Here is a 22506-nt window from a genome sequence, read left to right as displayed (position 1 = left end):
CATTTATCCGGAATCCAGAACCGCAATTGATTTGTAGTTATATATAGCGTAAATTCCGAATAAGTTAATTTTTTACGACTCGCAAGCTCGTCGAGAAATTATACTTTCCAGAATGACAACCAAAAAAAAATTTTCAAAAAATGTAAACAACGCTAGAATATCTTACATATTAAATTATCATTATTATATCATATTTTATTGATTAGACCTACTACATAATATTGAAAAAAGTATTTTGCCTAATTTATCTAAATCATGCCTAACCAAAGTCCTTTTTATTTTATCAGCTGGATTCTGTTGATAACCCGCGTTGCTTAATAAATTATAACCAATTGATTTATAATGTTTTTTGCTTAAAATTTCCTTGTCAAAATAAACAAAAAATTCTTTTTTCCTTTGATATTTTTTAATTAATTTTTCATCAGGCTTTTGATTATTATAAATTACATAATTTAAACAATCTTTTCCAAGGTATTCTTCAATAACGCTAACAAAATCAGAAACGCGAAAATTATCAGTATGGCCGAATTTAGTCATTAAATTACATAAATATATTTTTTTAGCTTTCGAAGCGCAAATAGATTTAATCATACCGTCAACTAAAAAATTAGTGATAATACTTGTATGCAAACTTCCAGGTCCTATAATAATAAAATCTGCTTCTTTAAGCGCTTTTTTAGCTTTTAAATTTATTTTTGCTTTTGGATTTAAAAAAAATCTTTTTACTTTTTTATTTATTACAATATCGTCTATCAAATGTTCTCCAACTATAATTTCTCCATTTTCTAATTCAGCAAATAACGCTACTTTACTTAAAGTAACTGGAATAACTTGTCCCTTTATATTCAAAACTTTTTCAAGCGCCTCAATCCCTTTATCAAAACTGCCTGTAATTTTTTCCAAAGCTGAAATAAACAAATTGCCAAAATTATGTCCGCTTAAAGATCCTCCTGAAAAGCGAAAATTAAACAAATTTCTCATTAATGAATCTGACTCAGAAAGCGCGACTAAACATTGCCTGATATCTCCCGGAGGTAAAACTCCAAGCTCATCGCGAAGCCGTCCTGTTGATCCGCCATCGTCTGCCATAGAAACTATTGCTGATAAATGTAAATCTTTATATTTTTTTAAAGCAGACAAAACAGTGAATGTTCCCGTTCCTCCGCCGATTACCACAATATTTTTCATAAATTAATTATATTATTATTCAAAAATTTTTTTTAAATTTGCCACAAAATATTTTTTACCTTTAACCATTTTATATTGATGATAATCTTTGCTCATATGAGAACGATGAACTTCGGCAAAAATTTTTTCTATTTTATACTGCAAACCATGCTCTATAATAGTACCATAAACCGCGTATAAAATATCAGCCAACTCTTTAGCTATATTCTCAATATCTTTTTTACAAGCTCCCTTAAAATACTCTTCTACTTCTTCTTGCATTAGTTCAAAACGCAGTTTGATTCTATCTTCAGGAATATTTTGCGGTTTATCTCCAATAAGGGCTCTAAATTTTTTATGAAATTCTTCCACTAATTTTAATTCTTTTCGCATAAATTATAAATAAAAATTAAATAAATCAAATTTGTAGAATTTGAACATTACTTCCATACTACGTAGTATGGAAGTAATGTCCGAATTTTACTTATTAGACTTGTCGCATAATTAATTTCTACTGCAATTTCCATATTCCTGCCTGCCGGCAGGCAGGTTGGTCAAATTTTCCAAAAATCTTTTCTCCCGCAGCATTGCGGGAAAGGCTAAACCTCAAAAAATGTTTGAAAAATTTGTCTTAAAATCTGAAAATTTCGTCACAAAACTAATTACGCAACAAGTCTATTTATAAATTTAACGATTTTACGGATGAATTTATAAATTAAATACTGGAATTTATTAACAGGAATCTCCCATAAGCCTAAAAATTCTGTTATTTTCTCATTTGGAGCAAAACCAATTTTAAAACGCGTAATTCCGTCCCACATTTTTTGGCTGCTGCTTTTTTCTTTTTCTGATTTTACGCCTCCAAAATCATAAAATTTAAAACCATTATTTTTAGCGTCTTTTATCGCTATCCATTGCAATAAATATGGAGCCATAATATTGCGATAAACATTATCAGACGCTCCGTGCATATAAACGCAACCATTGCCAAAACATCCAATTATAGACCCAGCAATAGTCTTGTTTTGATAGCTTGCGAGATATAATTTAATATCAAGATTAGACTGGTTCAACATTTTCCAATAATAATCTTCATTGTGAATCGCGAATCTGTCTCGCGTTGATGTATTTTTTAATAATTTCCAAAAATTTTCAAAGTCTCTTATAAAATCATTTTTATTTGTTAATTTTATTTTTACTCCTTTTTTCTCAGCCAGCTTGATATTATATCTGTGCTTTTGTTTCATCTCTTTTAAAATTTTTTGTTCATCCTTTTGCAAATCTATTATTAAGGTTGATCTTGGCTGAATATCGCGGTAAGATCTTCTAATTCCTAATTTTTTTAATTTTTTAATTTGATTTAAAAATACATTGTTCGTTATTGTTCCAAAATCTATTCTTGCTGTCATTGCTTTTTCTCTCTGCGCGATATTCTTTAATTCATTTAATAAATCACTTAATAAAATTGGAAATTGGAAATTGCCTGCCTGCCGACGAGGCAGGGAAATTGGAAATTGAAAAACTGGCCCCCTGCTCACATCTATTGTATTTTTTCTTAAAGCGATTTTATCTTTCACTGCCAAGCATACTGTTAATATTTTACCATCTTTATCTTTTATACCAAAACGAAAAATCTTTTTTCCTAAACTTTCTTGAAAATCTCCCCACTCCCAAGATTGCAAAAAACCTTTATCTTGAGAATTTTCAGAAACAAAATCATTCCATTTTTCTTTTTCGTTTTCTTTAAAATATAATATATTCATTTAAAAATTTTAGCGCTTAACAAAACCTTTATTTATTAAATTTATTATTGCGTTAAATTTAGGCGGATAATTTAAATTTTCTATATATTTAGCCATTTTTATTTCATAAATTTCTTTAACTGCCTTTTTGTCTTTAATCGGAATTTTTAATTTTTGTCCTGTCTTTATTATATTATCCGAACTAATATTATTAATATTCTTTAACTCTCGCATATCAATTCTAAAACGATTAGCTATTCTCCAAACTGTTTCCTTTTTTCTAACAATATAATTAAAAAAATTTCTTTCTAAAATTTCTTTTTTATCTTCTCTTGCCTGGCTTTCCATATAAGCTAAAAATTTCTCATAACTTTTATCATCTTTTTCTTCTCTCAAATAATCCCAAATAAAGCTGCCATTATAGCCGGCTAAAGAAATATCCCAATCTCCTGTTTTATTATAAAGATATCTTAAATATTTAGCGCAGGCTCTCCCGCTCTTTAAAGGATCAAATCTCTCGTCAATATTTTTATCTATTTTTAAGCCAAATTTCAGCCCCGTTCTCCTGATAAATTGATATGGTCCTTTGGCTAATTTGCCTGGTCTTTTTTCCCAATTCCAATAACTTTCAGGTATTGCTAAATACATAAATTTTTCCGGGACATCTTCTTGTTTAAAAATTTTACTTAAACTTTCTTCGTATTTTTCCATTCTCTCAAAAGCCATTTTTAAACTATCCGCGTATTTTGGATTTTCTTTATGCTGTTTTTCCCAGTACTTCTGAGTCATTAAGGAATTATTCATATTAATTTCAATTGGCTCGTCCAGTCCCATTTTAAAAATTTCATTAATATTTTTATAATATTCCTGTTCTTGCGTTTCTTCAGGCGTGAATTCTTTTTCCTTATTTTGGATAACATCATCTATTTTTTCAATTTCTCTAATATCATCTTTATTATCGTCTTTAAAAAATTTTATTGCGTTTTCTAAAGCATTAGATATTTTTTCATAATCTGAAATAATTTTAGATCCACCCAACACAACAGCTGTCGAGCCGGTAAACTTTAAAAAATCTCTTCTTGTCATCTTTTTTCCACCGGCTTCTTTTCTCTTTTTAACATCTTGATTTTTTAAAAAAGGATTTTCAAAATTCGGGGTATTTATCTTTATGTTCATAAAATAATTTATTTGTTATTTTAAATTTTTCTATTTTTTAAAATTTTTTCAACTCTTTTTAAACTATCTAGATTATTAATTTGCATCCAAAATGAAGCTTTTTCAATTTCAATAGGATAATAATGAGCCATTTGAACTAAAGTCTGCGGTAATCCATATTCCTTTTTGTCTTTTAGCTTGACTAAATCATATTTAAAAAATTCATTTGTTAAAACATACAGACCGACATTGGCTAAACTTTTCTTTTTATTGTGAATTCCTTCAACAATATTTTCAAGCTTGCCCAAACTATCAAGTTTTATTCTGCCGCCAATGAATTTACCGCATACTTCCTTTGTTAAAATAGATCTTTTATGATTTAAGCATTTTTCTATATCTTCTTTGCTATAAATATCATCAGCCATCATAACTAAAAATTTCTTATCAAGCAAATCTTTGCATAAACTTAAAGCATGCCCTGTGCCAAGCAATCTTTTTTGCTTAACATATTTTATTTTTCTACCTTCAAATTCGTTGCCGAAATGATTGATAATTTGCTCTGCTAAATAATTTACCACAAAAATCAACTCATCAACTTCTTTTGGAAGCTTGTAAATATTATGCTCAATTAAATTTTTTCCAACAATGCGGATCATTGGCTTTGGAATATGAAATGTTAAAGGTTGAAGTCTTGTGCCAAGTCCTGCCGCTAAAATTACAGCTTGCATATAAATTGTTTGTCAAAGCTATTGACAAAATTAAAAAATTAGGTATACTAAATTATTAAAAATAACTAAAACTAAAAACACAAAATGGAGGAATAAAAAATGTTTCTGATTTCTGAAATGAGTTTTATTGAGATAATTTCAATTTTTTTCTGTTTTGCAGTTTTTTCAACTTGGGGGACACTCGTTGCCAATCAATTTTACCCTCCAAAGTCATTAAGGGAAAATTTGATCGGTTCTTTTATTATGTTCGGGGTGTTATCATTATCATTTATAATAACACTCTAAATATCAATCAGTCCTCTCTCCCGCCATCTTGTTTGAAAACAAACAGGCTCTGGCGGATTTTTTTTAAACAACAATATTAATTAATTTTCCTTTTACAAAAATAATTTTTCTAATCTCTTTGCCGTCAATCCATTTTTTAATTTTTTCGCTTTCAAAGGCGATTTTTTTTGCGTCATTTTCTAAAATATCAGCTGATGTTTTTATTTTATCCCTTACTTTTCCGTTTATTTGAATTACCAGTTCTGCTTCTTTTTCTTTTATAAATTCTGGATTATACTTCGGCCATTTTTCCAGAAAAATAGATCTTTTATTTCCTAATTTTTCCCAAAGCTCTTCCGCGATATGCGGAGCAAAAGGAGATATTAAAATAATTAGTAATCGGTAATTAGCAACTGGGATATTTTTTTCTTTTTCCATAGCGTTTACTAAAATCATCATCTGTGAAATAGCTGTATTAAAACCAAAATTTTCAATATCCTCCGTTACCTTCTTAATAGTTTGATGCAATAAAATTTTTAATTTATGATTTGATTTTAAATTCAAATTATTTTTGATTTTTAATTTTTGATTTAGTTTATAAACTTTTTCAAGGAATCTTCTTGTTCCTTTCACCATATCCTGATTCCATATAACATCATCCTCAAGCGGACCAGCAAACATCATATATATTCGCGTCGCGTCAGCGCCAAACTTTTCCACTATATCGTTCGGATTTACCACATTGCCTTTAGACTTGCTCATTTTTACTCCATTTTTATCAAGCACCATTCCTTGATGCCTAAGTTTCAAAAACGGCTCATCAAAGCTAATTAAACCGATTTTTTTCATTCCTTTTACAAAAAAACGCGCGTAAAGAAGATGCATATAAGTATGCTCTGCCCCGCCAATATATAAATCAACAGGTAGCCATCTTTTTAGCTTTTTTGCTGAACAAAATTCTTTCTTGTTTTCTGTATCAGGATAACGCAAAAAATACCAAGAAGAATCCACAAAAGTATCCATCGTATCAACCTCAGGCGTCCAGCCTTTGCCAAAAATCTTTTCTGTTCTTTTTTTTAATTGTTTTGATTTATATAACGGAGCTGTTCCGTCTGGAATAAAATTAACGTCTTTAGGCAATGCCCAAGGCAAATTTTTTTCACCAACAAATTTTGGCTCCCCTTTTGGCGAATAAACAATTGGAATCGGACATCCCCAATACCTTTGCCGTGAAATTGACCAATTCCGCAATTTATAATTAATCGTTTTTTTGCCAAGCTTATTTTTTTCCAGCCAGTTAATAATTTTCTTTTTGGCTTCATTAGATTTTATTCCGCTATACTTTCCCGAATTAACCAATATCCCATCGTCAATAAAAGCCTTACTAATTTTTACTTTTGATTTGTTATTTTGATTTTTATCATCTTGACAAGGAACTATTACTTTTTTAATAGGTAATTTATATTTAACGGCAAACTCATAATCACGAGAATCGTGCGCCGGGACGGCCATAATCGCGCCAGTTCCGTAAGAAGCCAAAACATAATCCGCCACCCAAATCGGAATTTCCTCGTTATTAACTGGATTAATTGCTTTAATCCCTTTCAATTCAACTCCTGTTTTTTCTTTATTCTCAATTCTCTCCATTTCTGTTTTATTTTTTGCTTGTTTTATGTACTTTTCAACTTCTTTATAATTTGTAATTACTAAATTGTCATCCTGAACTTGATTCAAGATCTTTTTGTTTTTTTGAGATTCTGAATCAATTTCAGAATGACAAAAATTAATAAGTTTCGTAATTAAAGGATGTTCAGGCGATAAAACCATATAAGCGCATCCAAACAAAGTATCAGGACGAGTCGTAAATACCTCTATTGTGAGATTTTTGGAACTTTTGAGACTTTTGGGATATTTTGGATTTATTTGGAATTTGCCTGCCTGCCGGTAGGCATGGGAATTTGTAATTTGAAATTTCACAACGGCTCCTTCTGATTTGCCAATCCAATTTCTCTGATTTTTTTTCGTATGTTCTGGCCAATCAATTTTATCTAAACCCCTTATCAAATCATCAGCAAAATTTGTAATTTTTAAAAACCAGCCAGGAATTTCTTTTTGCCTAATTTGCGTTTTGCAACGTTCGCATTTTCCATCTATTACTTGTTCATTTGCAATCCCTGTGTTGCAAGACGGACACCAATTAATTGCATCTGTCTTTTGCTCTGCTAATCCATTTTCAAAAAATTTTCCAAACAAAAATTGTGTCCATTTATAATACAAAGGGTCAGAAGTGTCAATTAAATGGTTCAAATCATGCCCCAAACCGAGCATTTTCATTTGTTTTAAATAACTCTTTGCGTTCTTTTTAGTTGTCTTTTTGGGATGGACTCCTGTTTTTATGGCATAATTTTCGGCTGGCAAGCCAAAGGAATCAAAACCCTGCGGATGCAGAACATTATAACCTTGCAATTTTTTAAAACGATAAATAATATCCGAAGCCGTGTAAGATTCCGTATGTCCCATATGCAAACCATCGCCTGATGGATAAGGAAACATATCTAAAACATAATATTTCGGCTTTTTAAAATTATCTTTTATCTGATAAATTTCGCTCTTATTCCACTTCTTCTGCCACTTTTTTTCAATTTTTTTATGATTATACATATAAAAAAATGCAAAATTCAAAAATCAAAATATAATTTAAAATAATTTTCGAAGTATTAAGATATTATTTTTTGTAGTTTCAGATTATATTTATATTATATCAAAACTATTTTAAAATCAACTTTAAACAAAAAACGCTTTGCATTTTAACAAAACGTTTTTAAATAAATTTTTAAAAAATATTTTCTAAAATTAATTTTTAACACATTTATTATCTGCGCATAAAGCATTTATAGTATATTTCCAACTTGGCGCTAATATGCCACAATAATCTTTACAAGCGCTTTCTGAGCTCATTTCACTGCCTGATTTACAATTTGTTATCCCCCACCAACTACAAAGACAACACCCTTCGTTAAAACGTTTACAACTTGACGGATCATTTATATCACACATATCTTCACCTGCAAAATTTAGAAGCTGACATTCATATATTGAATCTGTTCCTTCCGCGCCTGCATAGTCTACACGCACACATGCTGTATGCTGCCCTTCTCCAAAACAATTACATTTATCTGCTTTAAAATCATATTCATATCCACTCGGACATTCTTTTGCGCATCTTTCATCTATATAATCTTGATTGCCTTGTACTGTAGTCATACAACAACAATAATTAGCATTAGGATCATCCTCTTCATCAATTTGTGGTTTTTGTCCGCAATAGCTATCACTTGCCTTTTCTTGTGTGGCAGGTTTACATTCATATTGTTCCCATCTACATCCTACTTTAGCAATGCCTTTTACTTTTTTAACGCCAGCTATTTTCATATTAACAATATCTGGATTGATGCTATATAAAAGAGTATAAGAGAATAAAGCTAAAAGCAGTCCAGCTATGGATCCCATAATCATCTGTTTTGCTTTTCCAATTTGCGTGGCGCTTCCGCCAGCTGTAAGCCAAACCATTCCGCCGGCTGTTACCATAATCACGGCTAAAATACCAGTTAAGCCGATAGCGAATTTATAAAAATTCGCGATATAATCTGTTAAAGTTGAAAAATCGCTTTCAACAATTATTTCCTGATCAGACACGCCTGGGATTGGAACAGACGGAGTAAATTCAACTCCCTGAACTAAATTCGCGCTAAATAAAAAACATTGAAAAATAAAAGTGAACAAAAAAATTGTAATGATTTTTTTATAATTCATAAAACTATAAAACTAATTTACGCCTCTAAATATATTTTTGTCATTCCGTATATTTTTTTTGTCATTCCGTGCTTGACACGGAATCTGCAATTATAAAATAATAATTTATGAAATACCTTGCAGATCCTGAATTAAATTCAGGATGACAATTATTTTTAAAAAAATAAAATTAACTTACAAATTTAACTTCATTATCTTTCTTCTTAATCAATTCTACCACATTATTTAAAGTTTTGCCAGTAATATCCCGTCCGCCCAGACCGACAATGAAACTTTGAATTTTTGGAGAAACAGAAAAACGCTTTCTTGAATTATTGTGGATAACAGCCTTAATCTCTTGAGCTAAAATTCCTTCCTTGCCTAATGAAATACTTTTGTCTAAAATAGCCACAAACTTTGCTTTATTTAATATTTTAATTATATCATCTCTTGGAAAGGGATTAAAGCTTCTAATTTTTAACACGCCTGCTTTAATCTTTTTATTATCCAAATAATCTTTTATTGTTCCAATCATTGAACCCATACCCACAAAAATAATTTCTGGATTTTTTACGCCATAATATTCCACGAGCTCACTATCAATAATTTGATATTTGGTATTTAGTATTTGATATTTAGTATTTGAAGCAACTATTTTTTTCCAATTATTTATTTCGTTTTTAATTAATTCTTTGCTATTTTTAATTTCATCGTGAAGCTCTTGCCTAATTTCCATATAATAAGCGGGTGGGGCAAAAGCTCCAAAAGTTCGCGGATTTTTTACATCAAGATATGTTCCCTTTTTGGGATTATATTTTGGCAAAAATTTATTAACCTGAGATTGCGTTGGGATTTTAACCGGCTCGTAAGTATGCGTTAAAACAAAACCGTCAATATTAACCATTACTGGAACAAATATTTTTTCAGCTATTTTATAAGCTATCAAATGCAAATCAATTGCTTCCTGCGAATTTTCGGCAAATAGCATTATCCAGCCAGCGTCGCGGACAGCCATCGCGTCTTGATGATCGTTCCAAATCGTGATTGGAGCTGACACCCCTCTATTCGCGCAAGTCATAACAACAGGCAAGCGCATTCCAGCAATATTAAAAATAACTTCTTCCATCAAAAGCAAACCTTGCGAGCTAGTAGCGGTATAAGTTCGCGTGCCTGTTGCTGACGCTCCCAAAACAATTGAAGCGGCCGCAAATTCGCTCTCAGCCCTGACATATTCATAATCTGCCTTGCCGTCTGCTTTTAATTTTGCTAAATCCTCAACAATATGAGTTTGAGGAGTAATTGGATAAGCGCTAACAACAGCTGGCTTAATCAAATTTATTGTCTCGGCAACCGCGCGAGAACCCTCCAATATTTGGGATTTTTGGGATCTTTGAGACCCTTGTGATTTTTGGGATTTATAATTTTTCATTTTTGCGATTTAATAAATTTTGATAATAAATAGCTAACCTTATTAATTAATTCTAATAATTGTTCATATTCATTATCTGTAATATATTTTAATTCATACGCTAACTCAGCAAAACAATCTATTTCTACCAATGAACCTTGAGCAATATTGAAAAAATTTATTCTATTTTTACTATGATTTTTTGCATTACCTTCAGCAATATTTGCTAATACAGAATAAGAAGCTCTTCGCATCTGTGATACCATTGCAAATCTTTCTTCAATTGGAAATTTTTTTGTAATTTTGTAAACAAATAACACTAAATCTTTACTTCTTTGCCAAACCACTAGTTGCCTAAAAGAATTTTTATATTGCATATTTTATAAATTAAAAATATCCCAATCATCTCAACTATATCAATTATCTATCCCAAAAATCCCAAATGTCCCAATAATCCCAACTATCTCATTAACTTCATAGTTATTGCTTTAGCTGGACAATTTTCAGCGCACAGTCCGCATCCTTTGCAATAATCCAAATCTGGCTCGTAATAAACTATTCCCTTTTTGTTTTTTAAACATTTTTTGTTTGGACCACAAACGCCTTCTGGGCAAATTCTAGCGCACATTCCGCAACCAATGCATTTTTCTTTATCAAAGACAGGGGTGAATGTCCGCCACCCGCCTGTTTTATTTTTTTTAGTTGTTCCTGGCTTCACAGCCAAATTATGTTTCATAAAATTATTTTATATATCGCATGGGATGTCAATAAATTCAACTTTTATTTTAAACTTTTTTGCGATTAAATTTCCTAAATTTTGAACACCCAATTTTTCAGTATTATAATGTCCCGCGTTAATAAAATTAATTCCTGCTTCTTCAACTTTGCGAACAATATCTTCACGAATATCCCCACAAAGATAAGTATCAGCGCCAAATTCAATCGCTGATTGAAAATTAGGAGAAGCTCCACCTGAAATAATTCCAACTTTTTTAATATTTTTAGAACCAGACGAAATTATATAAGATTTTGTATTTAATCTTCTATTTACTAATTCAACAAATTTTGCGAAAGTCGTTGGTTGTTTAACTTCGCCAATAAAACCTATTGCTCCATAATTAGGCGTATCAATTATGCCAACTTTTTTTAATCCTAATAATTTTATCAAACTGATATTATTTCCAATAATCTGATGCGCGTCAAGTGGCAGATGAAAACCGCATAAATTTATATTATTCTTTAAAATTAATTTGAAACGATTTTTAATAACGCCCTTGATAACAGGCAGAGTGCCAATATCATTTTTAAAAACTCCATGATGGACAATAATCATTTGCGCTTTTTTATCAACAGCTTTTTCAATCAGCTTTTGCGAAAAACTCACGCCAGTTATAATTTTGTTTATTTGATTAACTCCTTCAACTTGCAAACCATTATGACAATAATCCTGAAAATTTTTTGTTTGCAAATATTCTTCACAAAATTTTACAATTTTACTTCTATTTATCATATATTATAATAAATCCTAAAAATCTTATTTATTATAAGCCACTTTTACGGCTTTAATATTCTTGGTTAAAATATCACCTTTGAATTTATTTTTTAAAGCTTTTTCTATTGATAAAACTTTGATCAAATCAGAAAATTTGGCAAAAGCGCCAAGCATCACAGTATTTATAATTGGTCTTTTTAAAATTTCCAACGCAATTTTAGTTGCTGGAATAAACAAAATATTTTCTTTTTTAATGTCTAGTTTTAATGATAATTTTTTTTCAGTATTTATAATAACTTTTGTATTTTTTTTTATTCCTTTAAATAGATCAACAACGCCAATTAAGGTGTCATCTTGGACAATTATAAAATCAGGCTCGTAAATTTGCGACCTTAATCTAATCGGTTTATCGCTAATACGCGCGTAAGCTTCAATTGGAGCGCCTCTTCGCTCAACACCAAAATTAGGGAAAGCTTGAGATTCTTTCCCCTCATAAAAAGCCGCTATAGCGATTAGTTCAGAGGCAGTTACAACGCCTTGCCCTCCCCTTCCATGAATACGAATTTCTGTCATAATAATATTTTTACTAAATTTAATATGAATATTTTATAATTCTAAATTTTATTACCCATTTATTTCAAATTGTTTAAAAATTGAAAATTGAAAATTGAAAATTCATTGAAAATTGAAAATTGAAAATTTTTTTATTTTTACCACGCCTACCCCTACAAATAAAAAAATTTATTTTTGTCACTTTCCACTATTAAAAATTATATTTAGTATAGCACAAATAAAAAAATAATAAAAAATTATAAAATTCACCTTTCAGCCAAAGGCTGATCCGCCTCTGGCGGAAATCCCCCTTCTTCAAAGGGGGGACTATTTTGTAAAATTTTTTATCCACATTATTATTCTTTTCGCATTGCTTCAATCGGATGCAGTTTAGCCGCTTTTTTTGCCGGATAAAGCCCAAAACCTAATCCCAAAATAACAGCAAAAACCAAAGCAATAACAATTGAAAGCCAGCTAATTATAAAACGCCAATCAATATTAAAATAAAAATTAGCCGCTAAAGCGATTAAATAAGAAATAACTATTCCAAGCGCGATACCTATTGTAGCTCCTATAAAAGTAATAATTATAGACTCTATTAAAAACTGTTTTAAAATGTTAAAATTATTTGCGCCGACTGCTTTCCTCAGTCCTATTTCTTTGGTTCGCTCGCTAACAGTAACAAGCATTGTATTCATTATTCCCACTCCGCCAACAAGTAAAGATACCGCAACAATCGCCAATAAAAGCAATGTAATAGCGTCAGTAACGATTTCTACCATTTCCAACATTTCTTCCATAGTCACTACTCTAAAATCATCTTTATCTGGATTAGTTATATTATGGTTATTCCGTAAAATATACTTTATTTCTTCCGCTGTTTCATCTGAAATTGAAAGATCTTTTATTTTATGTATCATATACAAAACATAATCAATGCCAAGCACTTTTTTCTGCGCTGTTCTAATCGGAATATGAATATAATCGTCAAAATTCATTATACTTATTGCTCCACGCTTTTTAATTACTCCGATTACTTTAAAATTTCTTTTTCTAATTTTTATATTTTTACCGATAGGATCGCTTTCACCAAACAACTTTTCCTTAATTTTTGAGCCTAAAACAACCACTTGCGCTAACGACTTTTCTTCGTCCGTGGTATAAAATCTGCCATAATCAATTTCGGTTTTGTCAATATCAATATACGTAGAACTTACTCCTAAAAGAAAAGCTTTGCGCAATTCATTTCTATAACTCACCTGTTCTTGTCCCAAAATCCCTGCATAAGACATTTCAACATTATCCAAATTGTTTATGTCTTCCATGTCTTTAAGATTTAATGTGGTTATTGTCACGCCCATTGACATTGACGCGCCGCCTTGAATATCAGCCGACATACCGCTTTCTCCTTTTTTAATGGAAGGAACTTTAACCTCTGTTTCAATTATATCTGTGCCAAAACTTTCTATCTGGCCTAAAATCAATCCTCTGATGCCCTCGCCAGCGCTCATAACTATAATGATAGCGGCAATGCCAATCATAATTCCCAATGTTGTTAATATTGTTCTTGTTTTATTGGCTTTTAAGCCGCTGATTGATATTTTAAATGCAGAAAACATAAATTAAAATGCAAAATGACAAATAAAAAGTAAAATTTTTCTATTTATTTTATTAGTCCTCCTTTGTAAAAAGAGGTTGGAGAATTTTTAAATTTTTAATTATAAAATCCCCCTTTCAACCAAGGGCTGATCCGCCTCTGGCGGAAATTCCCCCCCCTTTTTTTGTCAAAGGGGGAAACCGTTTTACATCTTGAGTTTTGAATTTTGATTTTTTTTATTCGTATCTTAACGCTTCAATTGGAGATAATCCGGCTGCTTTTTTTGCCGGATAAAGCCCAAAAACAATACCAACTAAAACAGCAATTAAAACTCCGGCGACAAGAGAATAAAAAGAAATAATAAAATCCCAGTCATATCCTAAAAAATTCGCGCCAAAAGCAATTAAATAAGATATGATAATGCCGATCATTATTCCAACGATTCCTCCAATTAAAGTTAAAAAAATTGATTCTGCTAAAAACTGGTTTAAAATATTCGCGTTATTCGCGCCTATTGCCTTTCGCAGCCCTATCTCTCTTGTTCGCTCATCAACAGAAATCAACATAATATTCATTATGCCAATTCCTCCGACAACCAAAGACAGAGCCGCCATTGCGGTAAGGAAAAAATTTAAACTGTCAGTAATAACAGTTATTATTTCTAAAGCTTCAGCACTATTTATAACCGTAAAATCATCGTGGTCTCCGCTTTTGTTTGTTATATTGTGGCGTTCACGCAAAACTTGCTGGATATCATAAACTGCTATATCAATATTTTCCTGGTTATCAACTTTGGCGCGAATTAAGCCAATATGGTTCACGCCTAAAATCATTTTTTGCATCGTGGAAACAGGAACAAAGACTTGATTATCATAATCCTGGAAAGCAACAGTCCCTCTCTCCTTCATAACGCCGATAACTTCAAAACTCAATTTTTTAATTTTAATTTTTTTGCCCAACGCTTCAGAATCGCCAAACAACTCATCTTTTATAGTTGATCCCAAAATAACTACGCGCGCCAAACCTTTTTCTTCGGCTCTATTTAAAAATCTACCCTCTTCTAATTCTCCTCCTTCAACATCCATATATCCGTCTGAAACTCCTGAAATATTCGTATCAATACTTTGGTTTTTCCATGAAATTGTTGCTATCCCTTTTGAATAAGCTACCGCGTTAACTAAATTGGGAACATTTTTTTTATCTTTTAGCGCCATAGCGTCTTCATAAGTAAGCGTTGTTATTACAATTCCCATCGCGGCTGAAGGCGGAGCGTCTTTTTCAGATTTTCCAGGCAAAACTCCGATTAAATCTGTTCCCAAGCTTTCAATTTGCGCGAAAATCAAACTTTGAGCCCCAGCCCCGACAGATATAATAATAATCACGGCGGCGACTCCTATAATAATTCCCAGCATTGTTAAAAAACTTCTTAACTTATTATTAAGAAGCCCTAAAATAACTACTGTAAAAAATTGTTTAAATTTTAATAAAAAATTTAAAGAAGACATATACAAAAATGCAAAAATCAAAATGCAAAAATGCAATTGAAATTATGTCGCCAGTTTCTTTTTAGCTTCCGCGCGCAGATCAGTTGCTTCGTCAGTTTCGTCAACAATCTCGCCTACTAATTGTTCTAAAACATCTTCTAAAGTAATTACGCCTAAAACAGTTCCGAATTTATCCTTAACAATCGCTAAATGAGATTTTCTTCTTTGAAAAAGTATTAACAAATAATCCACTTTTGTTTTGTCAGAAACAGTAATTGCGTTATGCTTAAATTCAAAAACTTTTCTGTTAATTTCATTTTTTGCCAAAGCGATTAAAAGCTCCTTAATAAAACAGATTCCAATAATATTATTATCGTCTTTTTCAAAAATAGGAACGCGTGAATGAGACGAATTATAAATTTTATCTTTTAATTCAAATAAAGTTTTATTATATTCAAAAGCTATCATTACAGATCTTGGGGTCATTATATCCCTAGCGCAAAGGTCATTCATCCGAAAAACATTTTGAATAATCTCTTGTTCGTCTCTTTCAATAGTCCCTTCCACTCGTCCAATATGGCTTAAAATTTTAATTTCATCTTCAGAAATTGTTATTTTTTTAGAACTGAATTTATTTGTTATTTTTTCAAATAGCCAAACTATTGGAGTAAAAATTTTTGTTGCCATAAGTATTGGCTTGGCAACTATCAGCCCGATTTTCTCAGCGTGATTTTCTCCAATGCTTTTAGGGATAATCTCTCCAAAAATAATCACTAAAAAAATAAATAACGCTGATATTATTCCAAGCCATGAGTCGCCTAAAATTCTGCTAACTGTAACGCCTACTAAAATACTTCCGCTAATATTAACGATATTATTAAAAATCACGATCACTGTTATTGGACGGCTAATCCTTTTTTTTACTTCCAAAAGAGATTTCGCTCCTGATTTTTTCTGCTTTACTAATGCCATTGCTTTCCCCATTGGAACAGAAAACAAAGCTACTTCAATCCCAGAAAAAAGAGCTGAGCCAAGAAGAACAATGGTAATAATAATGATTATTAATGACATAAATTATTTTAAAATAATCCTGAAATTTTCCCCCATAATCCAACAAAAATATCAAACTTCGCAACATCGCGAAAAGTTACAAACAAAACTAAAAGCATTAATAAGGCAAATCCAGTATTATTTAACACATTTTCCAATTTAACGCTCATCGCGCGTCCGCGAATTTTTTCAAACGCTAAAAACAACAATCGTCCTCCGTCAAGAGCCGGGATTGGCAAAATATTTATTATTGCCAAATTAAGAGAAAGAAGTGCGGCAAATTCTAAAACATAGATAAACCCCATATCAACCATCTGACCAGTTAAAACAGCAATTCCAACCGGTCCGGCAATATCAGTATCAACTTTTTTTCCAACAATTAAATCTGAAATAATATTATAAAACGCTGATGTGATTACTTTTGTGAGCTTAACAGTTGTGGCAAATCCCATATAAACAGACTTAAAAAACGGATAGGAAACTATTCCTGTTTCAACCATTGCAATCCCGATTTTATGATCTTCACTGTCGTCTATTTTTTCTGGAATTATTTTTTTCTCAATTTCTTTATTATTTCTTTTAATTTTCAAAATTATTTCATTATTTTCATTTTTAGAAATAAACTCGCTTGCCTGCTTTGAATCACTCACCATATTCCCGTCAACAGCAAGTATAATATCTCCAAACATAATATCATTTTTCTCTGCTGGAGAATTTTCCGCGATTGAAACTATAAGAACTTCCGCATTTTTTACGGCTAAAATTTTATGAGATGAATCATCAACAACTTGCGGCAATCCAACCATAAAGCCAGCAGAAAACAAAACAGCGCATAATAAAAAATTCATTGTTACTCCAGCAACTAATATTGACGCTCTTTTCCAAATTTTTTTATTAACAAAACTGTCTTCGTCCGCTGAATTTCCGCCGTCCTCTCCTTTTATCTTGCAAAATCCGCCTAATGGTATTAGATGAAATGCGTAAAGAGTTGTGGGGACATCCTCAACTTTTTTATTTCCAAAAACTCTTATCCATTTCCCTTCACGATTTTTATAAATTCCAAAAACTCTTGGCGGAAAACCAATAGCAAATTCATCCACTTTAACTCCCATTTTTCGCGCTACAATAAAATGTCCAAATTCATGGACAAATACAAGTAATCCTAAAATCCCGATAAATATTATAATTGTCAAAAACATAATTTAAAAAATAATTTAATTATAAAATCCCGCTTAATCAGACTGTCTAAAATTTTCATTTTTGTCATTGAGATCGACTAAAAGGAAAAAAATGATTCTGGCAATCGACGATGATATTCATGGGATTGCGGAGTTTATCCCGATAAATATCGGGACTTCGCTCTTTGCAATAACATTTTCAGACAATCTGAAATATTAAATAGTCATTATTTCCTCCTCTTTTATTTTTACTAATTCCTCTATTTTTTTATTATATTCCTTAATCTGAATATCTAAATCATCTATATTCCTATATTTGTCATCTTCGGTAATCTCTCTATTGCTTTCCATTTTTATTATTTCATCTTTTTCTTTATCTCTAATTAAACGCATAGAAATTCTGTATTTTTCTGCTTTTTCCCCTAAAATCTTAACTAACTTTTTTCTGTTTTCTTCTGTTAATAATGGAAGAGTAGCTCTTAAAAATCCTCCTTCATTTTTAACGCTAAGTCCTAAATCAGAATTTGCCAACGCTTTTTCAACCTCTTTTACGATTGTCTTGTCCCATGGCTGAATTACCATAACGCGAGGCTCAGGGACTGTGATTGTCGCCAACTGCGGAAGCGGTGCTTTGCTTTCATAAGCTTCAACAAAAATATTATCTAATAGAGCGGTCGTTGCCCTGCCTGTCCTTATTTTGGACAGCTCGTCTTTTAAACGAACTAATTCTTTTTTAAATTTTTCTTTGTATTCCTCTAACATAAATTTGGGTTATTAAAATATAAATTTAATTGAAAAACTAATTTTTTATTTATATTTTTTAGATCCCCAGTCAATCCCCCAATCAAGTTGAGGATGACGATACTGAGGATGACAAAAAAACAATTATTTTTTGATCGCGGGGTGGCTGAAGCCCATATACATAATAGATGAATTTTCTGGATCGCTCATCATATAAGTGGCTGATTTTGATGAAAACATTTTTTTAGTTGTCCAATCGCTTCCGTTATTAATTGTTTTGTAGAAAGTTGTCTTAGTCGCGTAATAAATTATGGAATTATCTTTTGGGTCAAACATCGCCACTTTAATATCAGCTTTTCCAGGGCTTGTCAAAAGCGGAATTGATGTCCAGCTAATTCCTCCATCCTCTGTTTTAAGCAAACCATATTTGCAAACTAAAATCAAGCTGTCTTTTTTTGAAACATTAAAAAACAAATTTTTATAACTATTATATCCTTTAAATTCTTTCAAACCGCTGTTAATATCGCTCCAACTAACGCCGGCATTTTCAGTCTTAAATATCCCTTTCTTTTTGGTTGCTAAATAAATTATATTTGGATTATGCTTATCAACTAAAAATTTTATAATTGAATCCTTAATTTTGTAAAAAGGAGTACTCCATCTATTTCCGCTGTCAAAACTTTTATGTATAACTCCTTTTGATGTTCCAGCGTAAATTATATTTGAATTATTCAAATCAATTGCCAAAGCCGTGATTGAAACTTTTGTGTCATTATCAATAAAAACTGTTTCCCAAGTTCTTCCGCAGTCAACTGTTTTTTTAACAGAATTTTTAAAAGTCGCGTAAATTACGCATTTATTTTTTGGATCAACCTTAATTGAATAAACTTTTCCTTTTGGAAATGACTTTATGTGATTCCATCTTACGCCGCCGTCATAAGTATAGTATATCCCGCTTCTTTCCGTGCCTAAATAAATCGCATTGTTGTCTTGCAAATCCATCTCCATTGTATATACGCTCACTTTTGCGATACTTCCCGGCGCTCCGCTAATACTTGGAACTAATTTAATCTGTTTCCATTCTTCGCCAGCGTTTATTGTTTTATAAACTCCAGCGTCAGCAGGAACTTCTTCTTTTTCTTTGCCCATTTTAAATTGACACGCTCCACCTGTTAAAACCAAGATAGACAAAATAAGAACGATAATATTTTTTTTATTCATAGATACTATTATTATAAAATCCCCCTTAATCCCCCTTTTTCAAAGGGGAAACTATTTTAAATAATTTTCAATTAGTCCTCCTTTGGCAAAGGAGGTTGGAGGATTTTTAAATTAAAAATTAAAAAGATAAAATTAAATTTTCTAAAATTAATTGTGGATTGACGTTATTACGCAGATATTTTTTTGCCTGATTGATTTTATCAATACAGTTAATTGCTTTTTTAGCTGAATACTTAACACTTAAATTCTCAAATCTGCTAATCGCGAAAATATTTCCGACCTGGCTTGAACTATAATTCATAACTAACAATAAATCGCGAAAAACAGACAACCAAATATCTAAAATGCTATATGCTATTTTTATTTTTTCAAGAAAAATTTTCTGTTTGTTAATTTTATTTTCAATATAATCAAACTTTGCGCTAATTGGCAAATCAAAAATATTTAAAAAATTATTAACAGAATTTTTATAATCATTAAACAAATCAGTGTCTCGCGAATAACTTATTGCCAAACCTGGTTTAGAATTGATAGAATAAACTATTTCTTTCGTTTCTTCTTTATTTGGTAAAAAAGCTAAAATCTCGCGCGGATCAACTGGCTTAAAATTAATAATTTGAGATCTTGATCTGACAGTTAATGGAATTTCTTGCAAATTATCAGAAATTAAGATAAATACTGTTTTTCCTTTTGGCTCTTCTAAAACTTTTAGTAAAGAATTTGCCGCTTGCAAACTTAAATTATGCGCGTCTTTAATTAAAATAATTTTATAATTTCCTGAAAAAGAGCTATTTTTAATTTTATTATTTAATTCGCGTATTTGTTCAATACTTATATTTTTTTTCCCTTCTTCCAAATCTATTTCATAAAAATCAGGATAAATTCTGCGAACAAATTCCTTACAACTAACGCAATCATTACAAAAAAAACCGTTTTTCTTCTCGCATAATAAAGATTGAATAAAACATTTTGCGACCAATAATTTTCCTAAATGCTCTTGTCCAAAAAAAATATACGCGTTTCCTATTTTATTTAACGCAATGCTGTCTTGCAAAAATTTTATAATATTTTTATGGCCGATTACCTGCCAATTTTCTTGTTTCTCCATATTTGAATAATATCATATAAATATCAAAAAAACAACAATATAGGGGCAAGTCGCGACCTGCCCCTATAAAATATTCAATATTTTTCATAATCAAATTCTTTCAAATCCCCACTTTACCAATTTTTCTGTTTCCTCAAAATAAGCTCCTCCTGGCTCAAAATTTCCTAAAGTTACAACAATAATTTCATTTTCATTTTTATCTTTTGCCTTAACAATTAAACAATGTCCTGCTTCATCTAAATATCCTGTTTTTGTTCCTAAAATATATAAATCGCTATCAAGAAGTTTGTTGCGATTTTTTATTGTATGAGATTTTTCAGTATTTATTGTTGAAAACAAATATTGTTTTGCAGTGCTTGCTTCTAAAATTTTAAGGCTGTTAAAAACTTTTCTGCCTAATTTTGCCAAATCCTGAGCCGTGCTGATATTTGAAGGAGAAAGCCCGCTTGGTTCCGTAAAATGCGTATTTTCCATTCCAATTTCTTTTGCTTTGCGATTCATTGTTTCAACAAAGTCACGGCGTAAAAGCCCTGTTGAACGGCTTAGAGCAAAAACAGCGTTATTCGCGGAACCAACTAGTGAACTAAAAAACAGATCTTTCACGGTCATTGTGTCCCCCTTATCAACATACAAATACGCCATTTCCCATTTTCCCGCGTAATCAAACACATCATCATCAACGCTTGAATATTCCATAACTTTTCCCCAGTCAGGCTCCAAATCCAACACAACTTTAGCTGACATTAATTTTGTAATGCTGGCAATCGGCATCTGTTGCCCGCTATTTTTTCCATACAAAATTTTTCCTGTTTTCCCATTCACAACAATCGCTGATTTAGCTTTTATGTCAAAATCCGGAATTTGCTTATCGTCTGTCTGGCTGATCGCGCTTTCTCCCAGCACTTTCCCGCTGTTATCCGTTAATTCAACAACTGTTTCTTTTTCTTTTGCCAAAACAACTCTTACATTGCAAACTCCGTTTCGAGTATTCGCGATTTTAGAAAAAGCAACAGCGTCTAAATCAATAACTCTGTTTGGAAATTTATCCCGTTCAGGTCCGTAATCATTTACTGTTATAACCACTGATTTTTGGTTATCTAAATTTGTAACTTTTAAACGAGTTCCTTTTGGATAGTCAGGACTTGCCGCGCAATCGCAATTTTTCCATTTATACCAGCTTGCGATACCAGTTTCCATCGCGCCCCTATCTTCCATCACCGCTAATCGCGCGTATGGCAAATGAAGATTAGCGCGCATTTTTTTTCTGCCTGTCATATTATAAGATGGAAGTTTTACCCAAATTTTTTTGTTTCCGTCCCAATAATAAATGCTTTTAAATCCAACATAATCACTGTCATATTTTATTTCTATAATCAACGGCTTTTTATTTTTAAAAGCTGTTTTGTTTGAAATGTCAAATTCAAAAATATGGCTTATTATTTTTTTGTCAGAAGGAATTGGCAAAATTTTCTCTGGCTGATAAAAATTTTTAACAACTACATCGGTTGTCTCAGATAAAACTTCTGGGAAAATTCCAACTTTGAATTTTCCATTAAAATTGTCAAGAGTATATCCTTTTTTAAGCGTCGCAGAATCAATTTTTAAAACCCTAATGTCTAAGCTAATGTCTTTTGCAAAAGATTGCGTGGCGCAAAAACAAAAAACAAGAATAGATAAAATAACTATTTTCTTCATAAAGATTGAATTTTTATATTTTAAAAACTATAATAATATTATATTAATTTATATTAAATTTTATTCTTTTTTATCATTTTGGATTTATTTCAAAATCTGCAATCTTTGTTCAGACACTGAATCAATGTCTGC

Annotated in this window: 20 protein-coding genes; all 20 read right to left on the bottom strand. The window is 31.2% G+C overall.

Going from position 1 to position 22506, the window contains the following annotated elements:
• Positions 1–195: 195 nt before the first annotated feature.
• On the bottom strand, positions 196–1188 hold the full coding sequence (locus U9O55_01695; GenBank protein ID MEA2088538.1) for a gluconeogenesis factor YvcK family protein: 993 nt from the start codon (positions 1186–1188) through the stop codon (positions 196–198).
• A gap of 15 nt (positions 1189–1203) precedes the next feature.
• Positions 1204–1560 (bottom strand): nucleoside triphosphate pyrophosphohydrolase family protein, encoded by a 357-nt coding sequence (locus tag U9O55_01690; protein ID MEA2088537.1) that lies wholly within the window; start codon positions 1558–1560, stop codon positions 1204–1206.
• Between the two features lie 269 nt (positions 1561–1829).
• Complete coding sequence (locus U9O55_01685) at positions 1830–2930, bottom strand: peptidoglycan bridge formation glycyltransferase FemA/FemB family protein (GenBank protein ID MEA2088536.1); 1101 nt, start codon at positions 2928–2930, stop codon at positions 1830–1832.
• A 9-nt stretch (positions 2931–2939) separates the two neighbouring features.
• A complete protein-coding gene (locus U9O55_01680) occupies positions 2940–4085 on the bottom strand; it encodes a lytic transglycosylase (protein MEA2088535.1) in 1146 nt (381 codons plus the stop codon).
• A gap of 20 nt (positions 4086–4105) precedes the next feature.
• Entirely contained in the window at positions 4106–4792 is a 687-nt protein-coding gene (locus tag U9O55_01675) for a nucleotidyltransferase family protein (protein MEA2088534.1), read from the bottom strand.
• A gap of 348 nt (positions 4793–5140) precedes the next feature.
• Complete coding sequence (locus U9O55_01670) at positions 5141–7717, bottom strand: class I tRNA ligase family protein (protein MEA2088533.1); 2577 nt, start codon at positions 7715–7717, stop codon at positions 5141–5143.
• 192 nt (positions 7718–7909) lie between these two features.
• Complete coding sequence (locus tag U9O55_01665) at positions 7910–8869, bottom strand: hypothetical protein (GenBank protein ID MEA2088532.1); 960 nt, start codon at positions 8867–8869, stop codon at positions 7910–7912.
• Between the two features lie 169 nt (positions 8870–9038).
• Positions 9039–10277, bottom strand: a complete 1239-nt coding sequence (porA, locus tag U9O55_01660) for a pyruvate ferredoxin oxidoreductase (GenBank protein ID MEA2088531.1) — start codon at positions 10275–10277, stop codon at positions 9039–9041.
• Positions 10274–10633 (bottom strand): four helix bundle protein, encoded by a 360-nt coding sequence (locus U9O55_01655; GenBank protein ID MEA2088530.1) that lies wholly within the window; start codon positions 10631–10633, stop codon positions 10274–10276. Before U9O55_01655 ends, porA begins: the two co-directional genes overlap by 4 nt.
• Before the next feature lie 83 nt (positions 10634–10716).
• The gene (locus tag U9O55_01650; protein ID MEA2088529.1) at positions 10717–10992 is read right to left on the bottom strand and encodes a 4Fe-4S binding protein; all 276 of its coding nucleotides are present in this window, start codon (positions 10990–10992) and stop codon (positions 10717–10719) included.
• Positions 10993–11001: 9 nt separating this feature from the next.
• The gene (locus tag U9O55_01645; protein ID MEA2088528.1) at positions 11002–11766 is read right to left on the bottom strand and encodes a Nif3-like dinuclear metal center hexameric protein; all 765 of its coding nucleotides are present in this window, start codon (positions 11764–11766) and stop codon (positions 11002–11004) included.
• A 24-nt stretch (positions 11767–11790) separates the two neighbouring features.
• A complete protein-coding gene (locus tag U9O55_01640) occupies positions 11791–12321 on the bottom strand; it encodes a pyruvate ferredoxin oxidoreductase subunit gamma (protein MEA2088527.1) in 531 nt (176 codons plus the stop codon).
• A gap of 335 nt (positions 12322–12656) precedes the next feature.
• Positions 12657–13919: an ABC transporter permease gene (locus tag U9O55_01635; GenBank protein MEA2088526.1), complete on the bottom strand. Its 1263-nt coding sequence runs from the start codon at positions 13917–13919 to the stop codon at positions 12657–12659.
• A gap of 214 nt (positions 13920–14133) precedes the next feature.
• Positions 14134–15402: an ABC transporter permease gene (locus U9O55_01630; protein ID MEA2088525.1), complete on the bottom strand. Its 1269-nt coding sequence runs from the start codon at positions 15400–15402 to the stop codon at positions 14134–14136.
• A gap of 42 nt (positions 15403–15444) precedes the next feature.
• On the bottom strand, positions 15445–16452 hold the full coding sequence (locus U9O55_01625; GenBank protein MEA2088524.1) for a hemolysin family protein: 1008 nt from the start codon (positions 16450–16452) through the stop codon (positions 15445–15447).
• 8 nt (positions 16453–16460) lie between these two features.
• Positions 16461–17630, bottom strand: coding sequence for an RIP metalloprotease RseP (rseP, locus tag U9O55_01620; protein MEA2088523.1), 1170 nt, complete (start codon positions 17628–17630; stop codon positions 16461–16463).
• Positions 17631–17825: 195 nt separating this feature from the next.
• Positions 17826–18371 carry a ribosome recycling factor gene (gene frr, locus U9O55_01615; protein MEA2088522.1) on the bottom strand — a complete coding sequence of 182 codons (546 nt, stop codon included), beginning with the start codon at positions 18369–18371 and terminating at the stop codon, positions 17826–17828.
• A 123-nt stretch (positions 18372–18494) separates the two neighbouring features.
• Positions 18495–19571, bottom strand: coding sequence for a YCF48-related protein (locus tag U9O55_01610; protein MEA2088521.1), 1077 nt, complete (start codon positions 19569–19571; stop codon positions 18495–18497).
• Between the two features lie 118 nt (positions 19572–19689).
• Complete coding sequence (locus U9O55_01605) at positions 19690–20679, bottom strand: DNA polymerase III subunit (GenBank protein ID MEA2088520.1); 990 nt, start codon at positions 20677–20679, stop codon at positions 19690–19692.
• A 90-nt stretch (positions 20680–20769) separates the two neighbouring features.
• Entirely contained in the window at positions 20770–22374 is a 1605-nt protein-coding gene (locus U9O55_01600; GenBank protein MEA2088519.1) for an RlpA-like double-psi beta-barrel domain-containing protein, read from the bottom strand.
• Between the last annotated feature and the right edge of the window lie 132 nt (positions 22375–22506).

Source organism: Patescibacteria group bacterium (assembly GCA_034660655.1).
Taxonomy (GTDB): Bacteria; Patescibacteriota; Patescibacteriia; order JAACEG01; family JAACEG01; genus JAACEG01.
This window is presented reverse-complemented; position numbering and strand designations above follow the sequence as displayed.